The sequence below is a fragment of the Bacillus sp. DU-106 genome (assembly GCF_004799705.1).
In the GTDB taxonomy this organism is placed as follows: domain Bacteria; phylum Bacillota; class Bacilli; order Bacillales; family Bacillaceae_G; genus Bacillus_A; species Bacillus_A cereus.
The window spans coordinates 2,061,195-2,078,438 of record NZ_CP026607.1 but is presented as its reverse complement, the minus strand read 5'-3'; the positions used below and the strand labels follow the sequence as shown (position 1 = coordinate 2,078,438).

The window sequence follows — 17,244 nt, the reverse complement described above, 5'->3', positions numbered from 1 at the left end:
ATATCCAACATATAATATAGAAAATCCTATAGTGAAACTTTAATTAGTGGGTTTTCTTCATCCCCACTGATTATTTGCCTTCACCAATCAAGCTTTTACGGGCAGCCCGCTACCTAACCTCTTTGCTCCAGCTAAACTTGAGGTAGAGAGTTTTACTGTCCACAAATAGCGGGATAAAGGGTGTTTTCTATGAATGAATATTTACAGACTCGCTATATCATTAGCGGTAGTGCCTGTGTAGCTCTTCTTATTTCTTACTTTCTATTTACATAAAAAAGCTACTTGAAATATATTTTCAAGTAGCTTTTTTATTACTCTGCTAAATACATAAATCCGATTGCGCCCGGACCTGTATGAGTACTAATAATAGGCGTTGTATAGAAAATTTCTGATTGAGCAAATCCACTTACTTTTTCAACCGCCGCTTTCATACTTTCAGCTAAAGGAATTGCTTTCGCATGCGGAATTGCAACAGCTTTTACGACTTTTCCAGCCGTATCTTGCTCAAATAACTTAGCTAATGTTTTTACAATTTGGCCTTGGCTACGAACTTTCGTTACAGGATTATAAACACCGTCTTCAAGACTAGCAATTGGCTTTATATTAAGTAGAGAACCGATAAACGCTTTTCCTTTACCGATACGTCCACCCTTCACTAAGTTTTCTAATGTATCCACTACTACATATAAACGAGTATTCTTTCTTACTTCATCTACACGTTTTAAAATTTCTTCTAGTGAGCGTCCGTCATTTGCCATTTTTGCAGCTTCAATTACTTGATATGCTAAAGCATGTGTAATAAATTGAGAATCAACAACTGTTACTTTTGTATCAGTCATTGATGCAGCGCTATTTGCAGTTGCTACAGTACCGCTCATTCCACTTGTCATATGGATAGAAAGGACTTCGCTTCCATCTTCCCCTAGCTTGTCATACATTTCTACAAATGTACCCATAGCTGGTTGTGATGTTTTTGGTAATTCCTCTGATTTAATCATTTCTTCAATAAATTCGTCAGGTTGTAAATCAACGCGATCTAAATATGTTTGTCCATTTACAGAGATTGATAATGGTAAAACATGAATGTCATACTTTTCGATTACGTCTTGTGATAAATCTGCCGTTGAATCTGTTACAATTTTAATTTTTTGCATACTATACTTCTTCCCTTTCCAATACGCTCTCCTTGTTATTATACTAGTATTCCCATTGCTTTCAACAATTTGGAACGAAATTTCATCAAATTAATTATATTTTCATATCTAAAATGAAAAAGACAGAGTTTACTAACCCTGTCCGTACTTCGTATCATGCATTTTTTTCAAGGGTATTTGTTTTATATACATTTAAATAATCATTCCACTTCAAACAATTTTGTAAATATTCACGGAAAGAATACGAAAATCTTGGGTGTTTTTGTTTTTGAATTTTTGCAATAAATAATTGAAGACGAGACTGAATTAGAAACGATAATGGATGCTGTGCCTGTAGGACAGGGATTTCGAATATTTTAATGCAATCCCCTGTTGAATGAGTGAAATAAAAACTTTTCGTAATCACAATATCAATCCTCTTTTTCATTGGATTTTTGAACTTCCTCTACTTTGCGCTGTAACACGTTGTTTAAAGTGGAGTAAAATCAGACTTATATGATTTCTGTAGTCCTTATGGCTAGAAGATTTATACTCTATTCATCTCCACCTAATTCACCTTTCCGTCCTAAATATCTCTGAGACGGGAATCTCATTATCCATCAATTGTTTAATACATTTAGTATAAGCTTATAAAAGCGCAAAGTTTGTCTAAATTTTGGAGATTCTATAATTTTTTTCTTCTATATATTGTATACGTTTATAGCTATAGTATAACAAATAAATAAAAAAGTGCCTTTATAACGAGGCACTTTTCGACTGCATTTCTTCTCTTTTCTTTTTCCTCTTACTAACAACCTTTGATAACGCAATACTTACTTCATAAATACAAATAAGCGGCACTGCAACTAAACTATGAGATAAAAAGTCTGGCGGTGATATACAAGATGCAATGATAATTAATGCTACGTAAGCATACCTTCTTATTTTTATTAAAAATTCCGCCGTAAGTATTCCAATACTAGTTAAAAACATTACAACGACTGGCAATTCAAAAATCACAGCAAATGGAACTGTTAAATTAAGTACAAAATGAAAATACTTTTCTGTCGTAAACATCGTATTAAACATTTCATTACCTATCGTAGTTAAAAAGTGAAATAGAAACGGCATTACAATAAAGTATCCAAAACATAAACCTGCAATAAATAATATAGACAATACCGGTATATACATTATTGTCATCTTTTGTTCATTTGGATGTAAACCCGGTTTTACAAATAACCAAATTTGTATAGCAGCAAAAGGAATTGTACAAACGATAGCAAATACTGTAGCAATCGAGAAAAAAATCCACAATACATCACTTGGACCGAGAACAGTTAATTTCATTGGTAAATCTTTTACAAGCCAAAAATAAATATCCTTTGTAAAAGTAAATCCAATAATTAAAAATAGTACAAAGGATAACACCGTATATATTACTCTTTTTCGAAGCTCAACAATATGTTCTACTACGCTCATTTCCCGATTTTCCATCTCGTTCACCACACTTTATTTATCCATTACAAGGAAAATACACTACATTTTTTCTTTCTTTTCCTTTTCTTGAAATGCGTCATCTGTCAATTCTTTCGTTGATTTTTTAAACTCTTTTAACGTTTCCCCTAAAGCCTTCCCGATTTCCGGCAATTTTTTAGGTCCAAATAAAATGAGTACTGCTACTAAAATTAAAATTAACCCTGGAAAGCCAATATTTGAAAACATTTCCCCATCCCCTTTATTAGTAGTTTCCTTGTCCTACTATTACATAATTTTATTTTGTCAAAAAAGTTTGAAAACGTCAACAAATCCATTGTCTTTTGTCAAAAAAATTCAAAAATATAATCAATTATACAAATTTCATTTTCTATTGCTCTTGTGTATGATATGGTAAGGGAAATGACATATTATTTTATGATAGTAGAAAGGATTTGCATTATGACTGAAAAAATGACACGAATGACCCAATTTGTAAAAGAAGAAATTGCAAATGCAATTACACATGGTATCGGTGCCATTTTAAGCATCCCTGCCTTAATCATATTGATTATTCATGCTTCTAAGCACGGTACCGCATCAGCTGTAGTTGCATTTACTGTTTATGGTGTAAGCATGTTCTTACTGTACTTGTTTTCAACATTGCTACATAGCATTCATCATCCTAAAGTAGAAAAAATATTTACTATTTTAGATCATTCAGCCATTTACTTATTGATTGCTGGCACGTATACTCCTTTTCTACTTATTACACTTCGTGGCCCATTAGGATGGACGTTGCTTGCTATAATATGGACACTAGCAATCGGAGGTATCGTCTTCAAAATTTTCTTTGTACGTCGCTTTATAAAGGCTTCAACTTTATGTTACATCATTATGGGTTGGCTCATAATCGTTGCCATTAAACCACTTTATGAAAATCTAACTGGACATGGTTTTTCACTACTTTTAGCAGGTGGAATTTTATATTCTGTCGGAGCTATATTCTTCCTTTGGGAAAAGCTACCTTTCAACCATGCCATATGGCACCTGTTCGTTTTAGGTGGTAGTGCGATGATGTTCTTCTGTGTACTCTTTTATGTCTTACCTACAGCATAATAAAAAAGGATTCAGCTTACTATAAGCTGAATCCTTTTTTATTACTTATGTAATTGTGATGCGATAACTTCCTGTGTATGCTTCGTTAATTCTTTAATATCCATATTCGCATAATCTTCAGGTGTAATCGGCTTAGAAATTGTTACTGTTGCATGAGCTGGCTTCATACGATTTCCATTCGCTTCAAACATCTTATATGTACCATCTAACGTTACAGGTAAAATTGCTACACCTGACTTTACTGCCAGATGAAAACTACCAGCCTTAAACTCTCCAACTTCGCCACCCTTACTTCTCGTTCCTTCAGGGAAAATTACGATAGAATGTCCATTCTTTAATAGTTCAATTCCATCTTTAATCGCTTGAAGAGATTGACGACGATCGCTACGATCCATAAATACACAATTCATAAGTTCCATCCAAGTTGGTACAACTGGGAACTTTTTAATCTCTGCTTTTGAAACGAATCCAATTGGTTTATTTAAGTAACCTAGTAAAACAGGGATATCCATATTACTTTGGTGATTACTTACAACTAGTACTGGCTTGTCTTTCGGAACATTTTCAAGTCCTTTCACTTCTACTGCCCCTCCAGCTACACGTACCATTTTCTTACCAAACCAATTTGTCGTTTTATACACAGCATTATCTTTTTCTTTTGGCGCCATCGTATTTACTTGTCTTTTAAGACGCCACATTCTCGGTGTAATCGCAATTACGATTAAAATTAAATAAAAGATTTTAAAAAACGTTTGAATCATACAGAACCCCCACCTATTATCATTCCGACCTTCATTATACTAGACAAACGAAGGAAAAAGAAGAAAAAAAGTCCAAACAGCAAGTGTTCGGACTTTTTAAGCATTCTATATTAGAAACGTTTTGCTAATTCACGAGCATTAGCAATTGCTGCTTCTTTAATTTCTTGTGCTTTTTCAGGGTTTGCATTCATGCCTTCAACTGCAATATATTCAGTATCATTCACACCGACAAATCCTAATACAGTCTTTAAGTGATTACGACCGAAGTCTACAGCTGCGTATGCTCCTTCAGAATATACGCCACCTGTTGCTTGAATGTGAAGTGCTTTTTTACCTTCTAATAAGCCGACTGGACCATTTTCAGTATATTTGAATGTTTTACCTGCGATTGCTACGTTATCTAAGTATGCTTTTACTACTGGTGGATAGCTAAAGTTCCACATTGGAGTTACGAATACATAACGATCTGCATTCATAAATGTTTCTAAGTTTGTGTTCATTGCTGCTACTTTTTGTTGTTGAACTTCAGTTAAAGCTTCAAAGCCTTCACCTGCTGCAAATTTACCCCAAGCAGCAAATACATCTGCATCAATTGCTGGTACTGTAGTGTTGAATAAATCAATTGTTACAACTTCGTCTTGTGGATGTTCGTTTTTATAAGCTTCGATGAAAGCTTCCCCTACTGCCATTCCGAAAGAACCTTCTGCTGAATTTGGATTTGCTGTAATAAATAGTACTTTTGTCATTGTATTCTCTCCCTTTTTTCTCTTTATCTTTAATTCAAGATTTGTTTTTTAAAAGTTAATAACTTACCTTATGTAAGTATAATATAAAAAGTTTTAATCAATGTCAATAAAAAATAGCTACTTTTTTTTCGTAAGTTAATGATTTACTTTGTTTCCTTAAAATTTAGTATACAGATATTACAAACTCTTTCATATAAAAAGGCTACCTCTACAACCTATAGAGATAGCCTTCTATTACATATTATTTTTGAAATACATGTTTTACTTTTTCAGCTGGAATATTACTTCCGCCTCTACCTTTTACATCTTCAATCATCATTGTAATGACCATATCTGGCGAATTTAAATCAAATGCAGCGAACCAACCTAGTTCTTTTCCTTCGGCCTCTTTTGATACTTTTAATTCCGCTGTACCTGTTTTTCCAGCAAGAGTCATACCATCAATTTTAGCAATTTTCCCTGTACCATCTGGATCATTAATTACTTTCGTCATTGCAGTTTTTAATATATCCTGATTTCCTTTAGAAATTACATTTTCTTTCCAAGCTTTTGGTTGTTTATCTGTTTTAATAATATACGGTGACGGAATCGTTCCATCATTTACAATTGGCGCATACGTTAAAGCTAAATGAAGAGGAGTCATTAATACTTGTCCTTGTCCATATCCCGTATCTGCCATTTGAATATCATTTTTAATGCCGTCATTTGCAATTTTAGAAGCAGGGAATCCATATTCAATTGGTAGTTTCTCATCGAATCCGAATTTTTTTGCTTCACTCATAAACTTGTCTTTTCCGATTTTCAAAGCTTCTTGTGCGAAGTAAATATTATCCGAGTATTTCATCGCCTTATCAAGATCAATCGGATTTGCATCTTTCACACGCGTTACATAGTAATTACCCCAAGAAGAATCTTTTGTCCATTTTAATCCTTCAATTTTCAACTCTTCTTTTGGATTAATTGTTTTCGTTTCAAGACCAATTGCAGCTGTAATAGGTTTAAATACAGAACCTGGTACCGACAATTGTGTAAAGCGATTTGTCATTGGTTTTTTCGGATCATTATTCCAAGCTTCGCGTTGTGCCTTCGATGTCCCTCGTGCAATTATATTAGGATCATATGCTGGACTACTTACTAGTGCAATTGTTTCTCCACTTTTCGGATTAATTGCTGCACTTGAACCAGCTTCGCCCTTCATTTCATTATACGTTTTTTCTTGAACAACACTATCAATAGTTAAAGTTACATTTTCTCCATCAACAGCATCTGTTTTTGCCAAGTTTTTAATTTCTTTTCCTTGCGCATCTTCTACAAAGACACGGCCACCTTTTTTACCGCGTAGCTTTTCCTCTAATACTTGCTCTAAACCAGCTTTACCAACTGGGTCATCAGCTTGATAGCCTTTCTTTTGTAGCGTTTTTAAATCTTCAGCATTTACCTTTCCAATATAACCAGTCAGATGAGCTGCCGCTTCCCCTAACGGATATGTACGAACATTTACAGGTTTTGTTGAAACACCTGGTAAATCAATGTACGTATTTTGTGTTGCCCCTTCAGGCAAAATTCCAATTGGTACGAGATACCCTGGTTTTACCCATTTAGCAGCTAATTTTTGATCAATTTCTTCTACAGACATATTTAATAACTTCGCTACTGTTTCTTTCGTTTGCGGAGCAGCATCGCCTAACTTTTCAGGAATCAATCCGATTTCAGAAGCTTTCCCATTCGTTGCAAGACCTTTTCCATTACGATCGTATATTTCACCACGTTTTGGCTGTGTTGTCTGCATACGCACTTTACTATCTTTCGTCATGCCTGGGAAAATAAAATCAGGAGTCCAATCTATTTTCCAAGATTCTTTATCTCCATCTTTTTCTTTCACCATTTTTGCTTCATGACCAAATGTAATTTTACCACCAACTGTATCCATGCTTACTTTAAAAGGAACAGGGCCTTCATCTTTTTTATCTTCTTTTACTTCCCCTGTTTCTACCTTTAAGTCTTTCACTTCGATACCAGAATAAATTTTTTCATATTTCTCAGTAAACTCTTTCTTTGAAATATCTTTTTTTGCATTTTTTGATAGTTGATCATACATATCTGCAAATTTTTGTTTATTCCACGCTTTTACATATGTATCAAACGCTTCTTGTGGTTTTTCTTCTTTACCACATCCAACTAACATGAATGTTAAGCAAAGAAAAAGAATCCCCCATATCTTTCTCAATCGATTCTCCTCCTCTTTCTATATTAGTACTTTTGAAAATTTTAGCATTTTTACATGCTACCTATCATTATAGCACTATCGAATCTCATCTATAAACTTATATTGGTGAATATAAATAAAAAGATTGATGCGAATTCTCACATCAATCTTTTTTTATTATTGTTGTTTCTCATATACATGGTAATAATACGTATATGGGTTTTTTTCATCCGTTAAACCTTTTTCTACAAAAATCTCTTTCCAATTTGTCATATCTATTTCTGGGAAGAATGTATCTCCTTCAAATGCATGATGGATTTTTGTTATATATAACTTGTCTACATAAGGTAAAAAGAGGTCGTAAATTTGCGCTCCACCAAAAATAAAAATCTCTTCTTCATTTTTACATAGTTCAAACACTTCTTCTACAGAATGAACAACTTCACAACCTTCAACATGATACCCTTCATTACGAGTTACAATAATATTACGTCTTCCAGGCAGTGGTCTACCAATCGCTTCATAGTTCTTTCTTCCCATAATAAGCGGGTGACCCATCGTTGTTTTCTTCACGTATTGTAATTCACTCGGTAAACGCCAAGGTAAATTATTATCTTTACCAATTACTCTATTTTCGTCCATAGCGACCATAAATGAAACAATCATTTTTTCATCTCCTCTACAATTATACTGCAACCGGTGCTTTAATTGCTGGATGCGGATCGTATCCTTCAATCGTTAAATCTTCCATTTCAAAATCGAAAACAGATTTCACATCTGGATTTAATGTAAGTTTCGGGAATGGACGTGGTTCACGTGCCAATTGCTTTTCTACTTGTTCAAAATGATTTGTATAAATGTGTGCATCACCAATTGTATGAACAAATTCTCCCACTTCAAGTCCGCATTCATGTGCAATTAAATGTGTTAGTAGTGAGTAACTTGCAATGTTAAATGGAATCCCAAGGAATATGTCACCACTTCTTTGATATAACTGACAAGAAAGCTTTCCATCTGCTACATAAAACTGGAATAGCGTATGACAAGGCGGTAAGGCCATACTTGGTACATCTTCTGGATTCCAGGCAGAAACGATTAAACGACGTGAGTCTGGTGTTTTTTTAATCATTTCAATTACATCTTTTAATTGATCAAGTGTCTCACCAGCTGTCGTTTTCCAAGCACGCCACTGTTTACCGTAAACGTCTCCTAAATAACCATATTTATTTGAGAACTCATCATCTTCTAAAACGTTCTTTTTAAACAATTCCATTTGCTCGTCGTACTGTACTTTAAATTCTTCATCTTGTTGTGAGCGAAGACCAAAATCAGTCATGTCAGGACCAGTATACTCATCACTTTCTACCCAGCTCTTAAAAGCCCATTCATTCCAAATGTTATTATTATGCTGCAATAAATAGCGAATATTTGTATCACCTTTCATAAACCAAAGCAGTTCACTTGCTACAAGGCGAAACGGTACTCTCTTTGTTGTTAATAAAGGAAAACCTTTACTTAGATCAAAACGCATTTGATATCCAAATACAGATACAGTGCCTGTCCCTGTACGGTCTTCTTTCTTCGTACCATGTTCCATTACATGGCGGCATAAATTTAAGTATTCATTTTCAGCATGTTTCATATGTAGGAAAACCTTCTTTCAATCGTATATGCAATTTATCATAACATGAAAAATGATAAATTTAATAATCCTAATTAATAAAATTTCTTGCGCTAATTCTTACAAAATTATTAACTTTCCAAATATAAAAAGGTTTTCATTTTCTATTACCGAAAGTATAGTGCGGTAGAACAAAATTTATATTTGGAGGTTAGAAGTATGTCTAAAATTGAAACGCCTGTTATGACTTCTTTACAAACAACGGCTGAAAAAATGATGAAGGATTTAAATGTTCCTGGTGCTGCTGTCGCTGTTATAAAAGACGGTGAAGTTATTATTTCAGAAGGTTTCGGCTATCGTAATATAGAAACAAAAGAGGCTGTTACACCGAATACTCGATTCGCAATCGGTTCCTCAACGAAAGCATTTGGCACACTTTCATTAAGCTTGTTAGCACAGCAAAAAAAGTTTAATTGGGATACCCCTATCCAGTCTTATATACCTAACTTTACTTTATCTGAACTACTTGCTAGCTCACAAGTTACAGGACGGGATTTAGCTTCTCATCGAACTGGAGTGAGTCGTCATGAGGCTCTTTGGTACAGTTCTTCCTTATCTCGAAAAGATCTCGTTGAAAAAATAAAACATTTACCACTTGATGCACCGTTCCGAACTGCATTTCTATATAACAATTTAATGTATGCAACAATTAGCTACATTGTTGAAAACATTACAAATCAAACGTGGGAGCAATACACTACAGAACATATTTTAGAACCTTTAAATATGAGACATACAAACTTCTCTGTTAACGATTCACAAACTACAGATGATTACGCTTTACCTTACATTGAAAATGACGGTGAAATAAAAGCAGTTCCATTCCGTAACATCGATACAGTTGGCGCTGCTGGGTGTATTAATTCCACAATTGAAGATATGGCAAATTGGGTACTTCTCCACTTAAATGAAGGAAAATTTGGAGATCATGAATTAATCTCCTCTGAATTATTACAACAAATGTATACACCACACAATTCAATTCCAGACCAACCGGTTTTATCACTCCCTGAATCTCCATTAAATAGTTACGGTCTTGGTTGGTTTATTAGCGCTTATCGTGGTAAAAAAGTGATTCATCATGGCGGTAATATCGATGGATTTTCAGCGCTTGTTTCATTCATACCAACAGAAAACATAGGCCTTGTCATTTTAACGAATGCTGGAGGAACATTACTTCCTACTTATCTCGCTAATCAAATTTATGACGAACTACTTGAATTAGAATCCATTGATTGGCATAAACGTGCTGTAGAAGATACTAAAAAAATGAAGGAAATGATGAAAGAAGCAACTGAATCCCTCCCTGAACAAATTAAAGGGACTACACCTTCGCACAAGTTAGAGGATTATACTGGTACTTTTGAACATCCTGCATACGGAACATTACAAGTATACAAACGAGATGATTCGTTATATGTACAATTTATGGAAATGGATATTCAATTAGGGCATCATCATTACGACATCTTCTCTGCAAAAGTTGACTTATTCCAAATGAAAATGAGCTTATTATTCGCTTATGAAATGAATGTAAGTGGTGAATTCCCATCCCTTCAGTTACATGTACCAGCTACATTAAGTACTCAGCCGCTTACATTTAAGAAAATTAAATAAGTATTTTGATGGTAAAAAATAAAGGTAGGTGCGAATCACACCTACCTTTTCTATTTCATATCAATCTTATCTGATTGAAACCAAATTGGCTTCGATAACTCAAAGTTATTATGATCCTCTAAAACTATAGTAAGGCGCTCTAACATATCATCTAACATATGCGGCGCTGCTCGTAATGTCCAGACAACTGAGGAGAAAACTGTCATACCAACGTACACCGTGTATAATTTCCAGAATTCCTCTGGTATTTTTCTATTAAAGTATCCTTCTATTTGTCCGATTGAATACGGAATACTAATGTCCCTTGCAAACAGTGCAATTTTCACAAAATCATGAAGTGGATCGCCCCAATCGTAGCCATTAAAATCAACAACACCTACATATTTTCCATCCCGTACAATTATATTTTCTAAGTGAAAATCATCGTGTTGAAATCGATTTGGGCGGTTCTTTAAATATATTTCATTTTCTTCAATAAACTTTATGATTTTATCATCATTTTTTATGTTTATTCCACATGTTTTATATGCCTCTAAATATTTACTATGTTTTTTCATTGCTCTTTCATACCATGGAAGTATATTATTAGGAGCTTCATATGTATGCATTTTTGCTAAATCTTTCCCTGCCTCTATACCAATATCATATTGTTCTTTTGGTGAATACGTAGGCAATAACTTCTTCGCATCTTCCCCTTCTAAATACGAAAAGATGCCATAGCATAAACCTTCTTCTGCCAACAAACCTATTTCAATTGGTTTTTGTGCTTGCACACTACGATTTTGCATTTCATTTAAAATTTGAAACTCTATTTTCTTTCTTTCATACTCTTTTATATCGCCTGTCCGCAATAAATATTTATCATTATTCGCACTCGTAATTATATATTTCTTATCAGGTGAAAAACCTTTAGAAATTTCTTTAATATCCACTGCATTTTTTACTATTTGTATATTGTTTTGCCATGCTGTAATTATCTTCATATCTATTCCCCTTACATTTCTGCATTTGGTGTATAGGCAACTTCTACAATAAATCCATTCGGATCGTAAAAATCAATCGTATAGTAACCTTCCGAATAATGATTCATTTCAATTGGACCACGTATTACCTTCACTTTCGTACTAGAAAGAAAATCTGCTACTTCCTCAACTACTTCTCTATGAATAGCTTGATAACAAATATGTCTAGGCCCTAACGTCCTTACAATTTCCTCATCTACTTCTTTAAAGTATATTTCACTTTCTCCTGTGCTATATGCTATTTCATTTAACTTTCTCCACCCAATTATGGAAAACAACTTATTATAAAAAGAAATGGATTCCTCTAAATTTGCTACCCAAAATTCAATATGATGAATGCCTGCTCGCAGTGTATTCATATTAAGAATACGCTCCTTGTACTACTTGCACAATTTCCATCGGCTTATGAACCATGTAATCTGGTGCATCTTTTTTCACTGTTTCAATAACATCATATCCCCAAGATACCCAAATTACGTTCACTCCAGCCTTTTTACACGCTGCTACGTCTCGCTGTTCATCACCGACATATAACATATCTTTCTCTGTTATTTTTTTTGATTTCAAAAATCTTTTTATCATTTTATCTTTACCAAACAAATTTTTAGAACAATACACTTCTTGAATATTTTCGATACCATTCTTGTGTAAAAACGCCCGAATATGCTCTTCTGAGTTCGATGATATGACTGCAATTCCGTAGCCTTTTTTATGTAGTTCATCTAATACTTCTTTCATCCCATGGAACAAAACGAGATTTTTTATAGCAGGCTGATATAATTTATAAAATTCCAACGCTAATATCGGTAGTTTATACAGTGGTACATTAAGTTGTTTACATCTCTCTGGCATCGTTAATTTACGTAAATGTTCAATTTCGTCTTCCTTTACTGCTTTATACCCATGTTTTTCAGCAAGTTGATTATAAATCGGTACAAATATATTTTGTGAATCTACTAATGTGCCATCAAAGTCAAAAACAATATATTTTTGCATTCCCATACTCCCTTTGCTTCTTTTTTCTAAACCTATGTTATTCAACAACATAGTTGTCTGTCCCTTCTATAAAAATAAAAAAGAACAAGATTTTCTCTTGTTCTTTTTAAGACAACCATTTCGGTGGTACATTCGTATTCCAATAAATATTTCCTAACTCATGATGTCCAGAGTATCCATCATCAAAACGGTGGTAATGGAAATTAAAATAATAACCATCTTGCGGTGGATGATCTCTTCTTACATGGAAACGCAATAAATCATTTCCAGATTTCGTATCGTAGACGTGAAAAATCTTCTCATTATTTCCACCAGCTGGTTTTTGAGAAATCGCTAATGATTGTAGTGAATCTTCTGGTACATCACTAGCAAGCTCAGCAATTGCCTCTTCAATTTTCGGTAATATTACATCTTTAAACTCATCTTCAATTACTGGACCAATTTTAGTACCAAACTTTTGCATCGACTGCTTCTCTGCTTCTTGCATTGCATAAGTAATAAAAGTATCGGTGGTTAACCTGTCATTCGTTTCTTCATATGTATAGGACGTGCTCTCCAAACTTTGTTGCCCAGCTGTGCTCGTAGGCTTGTCCGCAGCTTTGGCATTATCAAGTAATATGGAAGGAGGCGTCACTAAACCAAATGTAAACACGGTAATTAATGCGACTAAGGTTTTTCTAAACCAATTTGGCATTTATGTTCCCTCCCCTTTCACTCATTATTTTTTATATAACGGTGGTTTCTTCTATTATACAAAATGATTGTAATTTTTGCACTTTACAATTTTGTTAACGTTCACATATTTTTCACTTGAATATGAAATTGTAAGATTTCATACAATAAAAATACAACAACAATAAGGAGGCGATCAGATGACTTTAGATGTCATGTATTCCGCCGCAAGTATACTCGTTTTAGTATATTTTATTTATCAATGTGTTACAGACTAGAAAAAGAGCCGTCACTGGCTCTTTTTTAATGGTACAAATACAATCCATACAATTAATAAAATAAAAACAACGCTGCCTACCACAGCTGGCAATAAATAAAACTGTGAAAGTATAACTATTCCATATAAAAGTATTGCTGGTAGTAGTAAATAACGATCTGCCTTCCATCTTAACAATAGTAATTTCCCTTCATCACAATATAAACGAAGAAACATCTTATTCGTAAATTCATTCCAATAATCACGTGCATAGCGAGAAATTGCAACTACAGCAAATACGAGAACAATAGCTGCAATCCACCTTGGAGTCATAATTATACTTGCAGTACTGATACATACAATTTGAATATAAAATATTCGTGCAGTACTTGTACGGAAAAATTCTTTCAAAAAAGATTCGACAATACGAGAATCAGCTTTTTTCCCTAAAAGTCTTTTAGAGCGCGGAAACATCCACGGTTTTTTATTCGAACTACTCGGTTTAGCCGCATGACCACCAACTTGCATAATTCCGCTCGTCCAGCGCATGCTTTCCTCCTTTTCTTTCTCGATTTCTTTAAAAAAGAACTTTTTATAATTCATTTTCTCTTTTACTAATACACTACTTAAGAAAATTACTAGACCGATAAATAGAATTGAATACAACGGATTTTTATAAATAAAAAATAAACTAATTCCAAAAAAGGACACGCTCATAGAAAATACTACATTTTTTACAATCCATAAAACCCATCGTTTCCCCACATGTACATGAACAAATCTCGTTAACAACGACAACATAAATCGAAATATAGTAAAGAATACCCAAAATAATAGGACTTGTATCTCCGTTACTTCGATACTTTTCATCAACACTGGTAACATAATAACGACTACTATTATATTCGTTATCGCTATTCGAACAAATGTGTACATCATGCCATACTGGACTAATTTTCGCATATGTGTTGCATACGAAATTAAAAATAAACTATCCGCTTGCTCAAAAAATGAACGAACTCCTCTTGGATATGTTACTAGATAAAATGCGAGTAATCCTAATCCGAAATAAATCGTCTCTTCCGTTGATAATTCATTTATCCATAGCGATCGATAATAGATTCCCATAAATATAAGTGCTGGAATAATATATAATGCGACTGTCCAATCTGTTACCGAACGTATAGACTTCCATTTCCGCTCAAGTTCATGGCGTAATCTCTTATAAAATTGTTGTTTAATCATGTTGTTCACGCCTTACAATTACATCAAAGCAGTCTAATAATGAACTACCCGGCATTTCCGCTAATATTTGAATAGATTCTAAATGTCCATCTGCGACTAATGTACCTTGTGAAATGAGTAAAAATCTTTCACAAATTTTTTCAGCAGTATCTAATACGTGCGTACAAAGTAAAATTCCTGCCCCGCGCTCTTTTTCTTTATATAAATAATTTAAAAACTCTTTCGTAGCTACTGGATCTAAACCGATAAAAGGTTCGTCAATGATATAAAAATCTGGCTCAGTTAAAAACGCCAATATTAGCATAGACTTTTGTTTCATGCCTTTTGAAAACTTTGATAAATACTCATGTTTATGCTTATTCATTCGAAAAGTATGTAATAATTGTTCCGCTCGTTCTTCCCAACTTCCCATTTCACTTCCACGAGCTGCCATTAATAATTCAATATGTTCCCAGAGCGTCAAGTAATCATAGTATGTTGGATGTTCTGGTACGTATGCATACGGATTTTTCTTTTCACCGAATGATATTTCACCGTCCATATTTACAAGTAATCCGAGTATCGTTTTAATCGTCGTACTTTTCCCAGCACCATTTGCTCCAATAAGAGCAACTAGTTCACCTTTTTCGATAGAAAAAACTATATCATGAATTGTTTTTTCGCCTATTTCATATCCAGCTGAGCGGATATTTACTTTTAACATGCATTCCCCTTCTTTCCATTTCCAATACAATCAAGGAAAAGAATAACATATAACTATCTATATATCATTATAAAATATTTATTTTCATAGCAGGAAAAAACATTTTTTAACAGAATATTAAATGTTTGATTACATTTTATTGGAGTTGATAATATGTCTTTTCAAATTCGTGAAGCAACGATAGATGATATAGACGCACTTTGTTCTTTAACGAAAGAATTAAAAGGTTCCTCTATTTCCTATGAAGATATGAACAACCGCCTACAATTCGTACAAATGAGTCCGTTTGATTTTTTATATGTTTACGAGGAAGAAGAAGCTATATTTGGATTACTTGGATTTCGTATACGTGAAAATTTAGAAGATGTAACACGTTATGGAGAGATTTCAATTATTAGCGTTGATTCTAACATACGACGGAAAGGCATTGGACAAGTTTTGATGGATTATGCCGAGCAATTAGCAAAGAAACATAATTGCATTGGCACATGGCTAGTTAGTGGAACAAAAAGAGTAGAAGCTCATCCTTTTTACAAAAAATTAGGTTATGAAGTAAATGGCTACCGATTTGTAAAATATTTTTAAACTACTTTATAAAGTGAAGGGACTATAACTATGACAAACATTAAAGCAATTTTCATTGATCGTGACGGTACAATTGGTGGTGACACTACAATACATTATCCAGGATCTTTTACATTATTTCCATTCACAAAAACATCCTTGCAAAAACTAAAAGCTAAAAATATAAAAATTTTCTCTTTCACAAATCAACCCGGTATCGCAGATGGAATAGCAACTGTAGCCGATTTTGTACAAGAATTAGAAGGCTTCGGTTTTGATGATATTTATGTATGTCCTCATAAACACGGTGATGGTTGTGAATGCCGTAAACCAAGTACAGGCATGCTGCTTAAAGCAGCAAAAAAACATGGACTTAATTTAACACAATGTGCTGTAGTTGGTGATCGTTGGACTGATATTGTTGCAGGAGCAAAAGTAAATGCGACTACGATTCTAGTCCGAACAGGCGCTGGGTATGATGCTTTGCATACGTACCGAGACAAATGGGCACATATTGAACCAAACTACATTGCAGATAACTTTGAAGATGCAACAAACTGGGTTTTAAATCAACTATAATACAAATGAAAATCTTGATTCACCCGAAATAATTTAAAACATAGTTAAAATAGCCTTTTTGGCAAATAATTGTATTCCACAAAACGGATCACCTCAAAAGGTAGCAAGTTCCCTTTTGATACGCAAACATTGCAATTCAAATTATATTTTTTATTAGTAACAGCAATTAACGTAAAGAAGAAATAGCTTAGTGGCTATCCCTTCTTTATTGACTTCTATTATTTACATTTGTTATCTGTTTTTATTGAGTATTCTCATCGTTTTTATACTCCAAAATATCCCCTGGCTGACACTCCAAAGCTTTACATATCGCTTCTAATGTTGAAAAACGAACCGCTTTTGCTTTCGCATTTTTCAAAATAGAAAGATTCGCCATCGTAATTCCAACCTTCTCTGAAAGCTCCGTTACACTCATTTTTCGTTTTGCTAACATGACGTCAATATTAATAATGATTGTCATATCCGCCA

Annotated in this window: 20 protein-coding genes; 4 read left to right on the top strand and 16 right to left on the bottom strand. The window is 33.8% G+C overall.

Annotated features, from left to right (window positions below; translation table 11 throughout):
• Window positions 1-311: 311 nt before the first annotated feature.
• From C3Y97_RS10720 to C3Y97_RS10705, 4 genes are all read right to left on the bottom strand, one after another.
• On the bottom strand, window positions 312-1,154 hold the full coding sequence (locus C3Y97_RS10720) for a DegV family protein (RefSeq protein ID WP_001169470.1): 843 nt from the start codon (window positions 1,152-1,154) through the stop codon (window positions 312-314).
• A gap of 154 nt (window positions 1,155-1,308) precedes the next feature.
• Entirely contained in the window at window positions 1,309-1,560 is a 252-nt protein-coding gene (locus C3Y97_RS10715; protein ID WP_000629012.1) for a DUF2535 family protein, read from the bottom strand.
• Window positions 1,561-1,889: 329 nt separating this feature from the next.
• Window positions 1,890-2,630, bottom strand: coding sequence for a twin-arginine translocase subunit TatC (tatC, locus tag C3Y97_RS10710; RefSeq protein ID WP_000431523.1), 741 nt, complete (start codon window positions 2,628-2,630; stop codon window positions 1,890-1,892).
• A gap of 42 nt (window positions 2,631-2,672) precedes the next feature.
• A complete protein-coding gene (locus C3Y97_RS10705) occupies window positions 2,673-2,858 on the bottom strand; it encodes a twin-arginine translocase TatA/TatE family subunit (RefSeq protein WP_000492443.1) in 186 nt (61 codons plus the stop codon).
• 213 nt (window positions 2,859-3,071) lie between these two features.
• On the opposite strand from C3Y97_RS10705, the gene trhA reads away from it, so the two are divergent.
• Window positions 3,072-3,728 (top strand): PAQR family membrane homeostasis protein TrhA, encoded by a 657-nt coding sequence (trhA, locus tag C3Y97_RS10700; RefSeq protein WP_000136889.1) that lies wholly within the window; start codon window positions 3,072-3,074, stop codon window positions 3,726-3,728.
• 41 nt (window positions 3,729-3,769) lie between these two features.
• Here trhA and C3Y97_RS10695 read toward each other — a convergent pair whose 3' ends face one another.
• From C3Y97_RS10695 to C3Y97_RS10675, 5 genes are all read right to left on the bottom strand, one after another.
• Window positions 3,770-4,489, bottom strand: a complete 720-nt coding sequence (locus tag C3Y97_RS10695) for a lysophospholipid acyltransferase family protein (protein ID WP_000616577.1) — start codon at window positions 4,487-4,489, stop codon at window positions 3,770-3,772.
• Between the two features lie 110 nt (window positions 4,490-4,599).
• Window positions 4,600-5,235 (bottom strand): FMN-dependent NADH-azoreductase, encoded by a 636-nt coding sequence (locus C3Y97_RS10690; protein WP_000170025.1) that lies wholly within the window; start codon window positions 5,233-5,235, stop codon window positions 4,600-4,602.
• 241 nt (window positions 5,236-5,476) lie between these two features.
• The gene (gene pbpC, locus C3Y97_RS10685) at window positions 5,477-7,462 is read right to left on the bottom strand and encodes a penicillin-binding protein 3 (RefSeq protein ID WP_001227241.1); all 1,986 of its coding nucleotides are present in this window, start codon (window positions 7,460-7,462) and stop codon (window positions 5,477-5,479) included.
• Between the two features lie 156 nt (window positions 7,463-7,618).
• Window positions 7,619-8,107, bottom strand: a complete 489-nt coding sequence (locus tag C3Y97_RS10680; protein ID WP_000637205.1) for a dihydrofolate reductase — start codon at window positions 8,105-8,107, stop codon at window positions 7,619-7,621.
• A 19-nt stretch (window positions 8,108-8,126) separates the two neighbouring features.
• A complete protein-coding gene (locus tag C3Y97_RS10675) occupies window positions 8,127-9,083 on the bottom strand; it encodes a thymidylate synthase (protein ID WP_000679609.1) in 957 nt (318 codons plus the stop codon).
• A 198-nt stretch (window positions 9,084-9,281) separates the two neighbouring features.
• Between C3Y97_RS10675 and C3Y97_RS10670 the strand changes: the two genes are divergently transcribed.
• Entirely contained in the window at window positions 9,282-10,739 is a 1,458-nt protein-coding gene (locus C3Y97_RS10670) for a serine hydrolase (protein ID WP_000034322.1), read from the top strand.
• 50 nt (window positions 10,740-10,789) lie between these two features.
• Here C3Y97_RS10670 and C3Y97_RS10665 read toward each other — a convergent pair whose 3' ends face one another.
• The 6 genes from C3Y97_RS10665 to C3Y97_RS10640 form a co-directional block, all read right to left on the bottom strand.
• Window positions 10,790-11,722 carry an aminoglycoside phosphotransferase family protein gene (locus C3Y97_RS10665; RefSeq protein WP_000692086.1) on the bottom strand — a complete coding sequence of 311 codons (933 nt, stop codon included), beginning with the start codon at window positions 11,720-11,722 and terminating at the stop codon, window positions 10,790-10,792.
• An 11-nt stretch (window positions 11,723-11,733) separates the two neighbouring features.
• Window positions 11,734-12,120, bottom strand: a complete 387-nt coding sequence (locus C3Y97_RS10660) for a VOC family protein (protein ID WP_001094664.1) — start codon at window positions 12,118-12,120, stop codon at window positions 11,734-11,736.
• 1 nt (window position 12,121) lies between these two features.
• Window positions 12,122-12,757, bottom strand: a complete 636-nt coding sequence (locus C3Y97_RS10655) for an HAD family hydrolase (RefSeq protein ID WP_025687389.1) — start codon at window positions 12,755-12,757, stop codon at window positions 12,122-12,124.
• A 106-nt stretch (window positions 12,758-12,863) separates the two neighbouring features.
• A complete protein-coding gene (locus tag C3Y97_RS10650; protein WP_001134421.1) occupies window positions 12,864-13,451 on the bottom strand; it encodes a YpjP family protein in 588 nt (195 codons plus the stop codon).
• Between the two features lie 267 nt (window positions 13,452-13,718).
• Window positions 13,719-14,930 (bottom strand): ABC transporter permease, encoded by a 1,212-nt coding sequence (locus C3Y97_RS10645; protein WP_000595449.1) that lies wholly within the window; start codon window positions 14,928-14,930, stop codon window positions 13,719-13,721.
• Window positions 14,923-15,633 carry an ABC transporter ATP-binding protein gene (locus C3Y97_RS10640; RefSeq protein WP_000921912.1) on the bottom strand — a complete coding sequence of 237 codons (711 nt, stop codon included), beginning with the start codon at window positions 15,631-15,633 and terminating at the stop codon, window positions 14,923-14,925. The genes C3Y97_RS10645 and C3Y97_RS10640 overlap by 8 nt, the downstream gene beginning before the upstream one ends.
• Before the next feature lie 153 nt (window positions 15,634-15,786).
• Here C3Y97_RS10640 and C3Y97_RS10635 point away from each other — a divergent pair, with 153 nt between their 5' ends.
• Entirely contained in the window at window positions 15,787-16,218 is a 432-nt protein-coding gene (locus C3Y97_RS10635) for a GNAT family N-acetyltransferase (RefSeq protein WP_000009777.1), read from the top strand.
• Window positions 16,219-16,248: 30 nt separating this feature from the next.
• A complete protein-coding gene (locus C3Y97_RS10630; RefSeq protein ID WP_000181785.1) occupies window positions 16,249-16,776 on the top strand; it encodes an HAD-IIIA family hydrolase in 528 nt (175 codons plus the stop codon).
• Window positions 16,777-17,017: 241 nt separating this feature from the next.
• Here the strand turns inward: C3Y97_RS10630 and C3Y97_RS10625 are convergent, their stop codons facing one another.
• Window positions 17,018-17,236, bottom strand: coding sequence for a helix-turn-helix domain-containing protein (locus tag C3Y97_RS10625; RefSeq protein ID WP_000152532.1), 219 nt, complete (start codon window positions 17,234-17,236; stop codon window positions 17,018-17,020).
• Window positions 17,237-17,244: the final 8 nt, after the last annotated feature.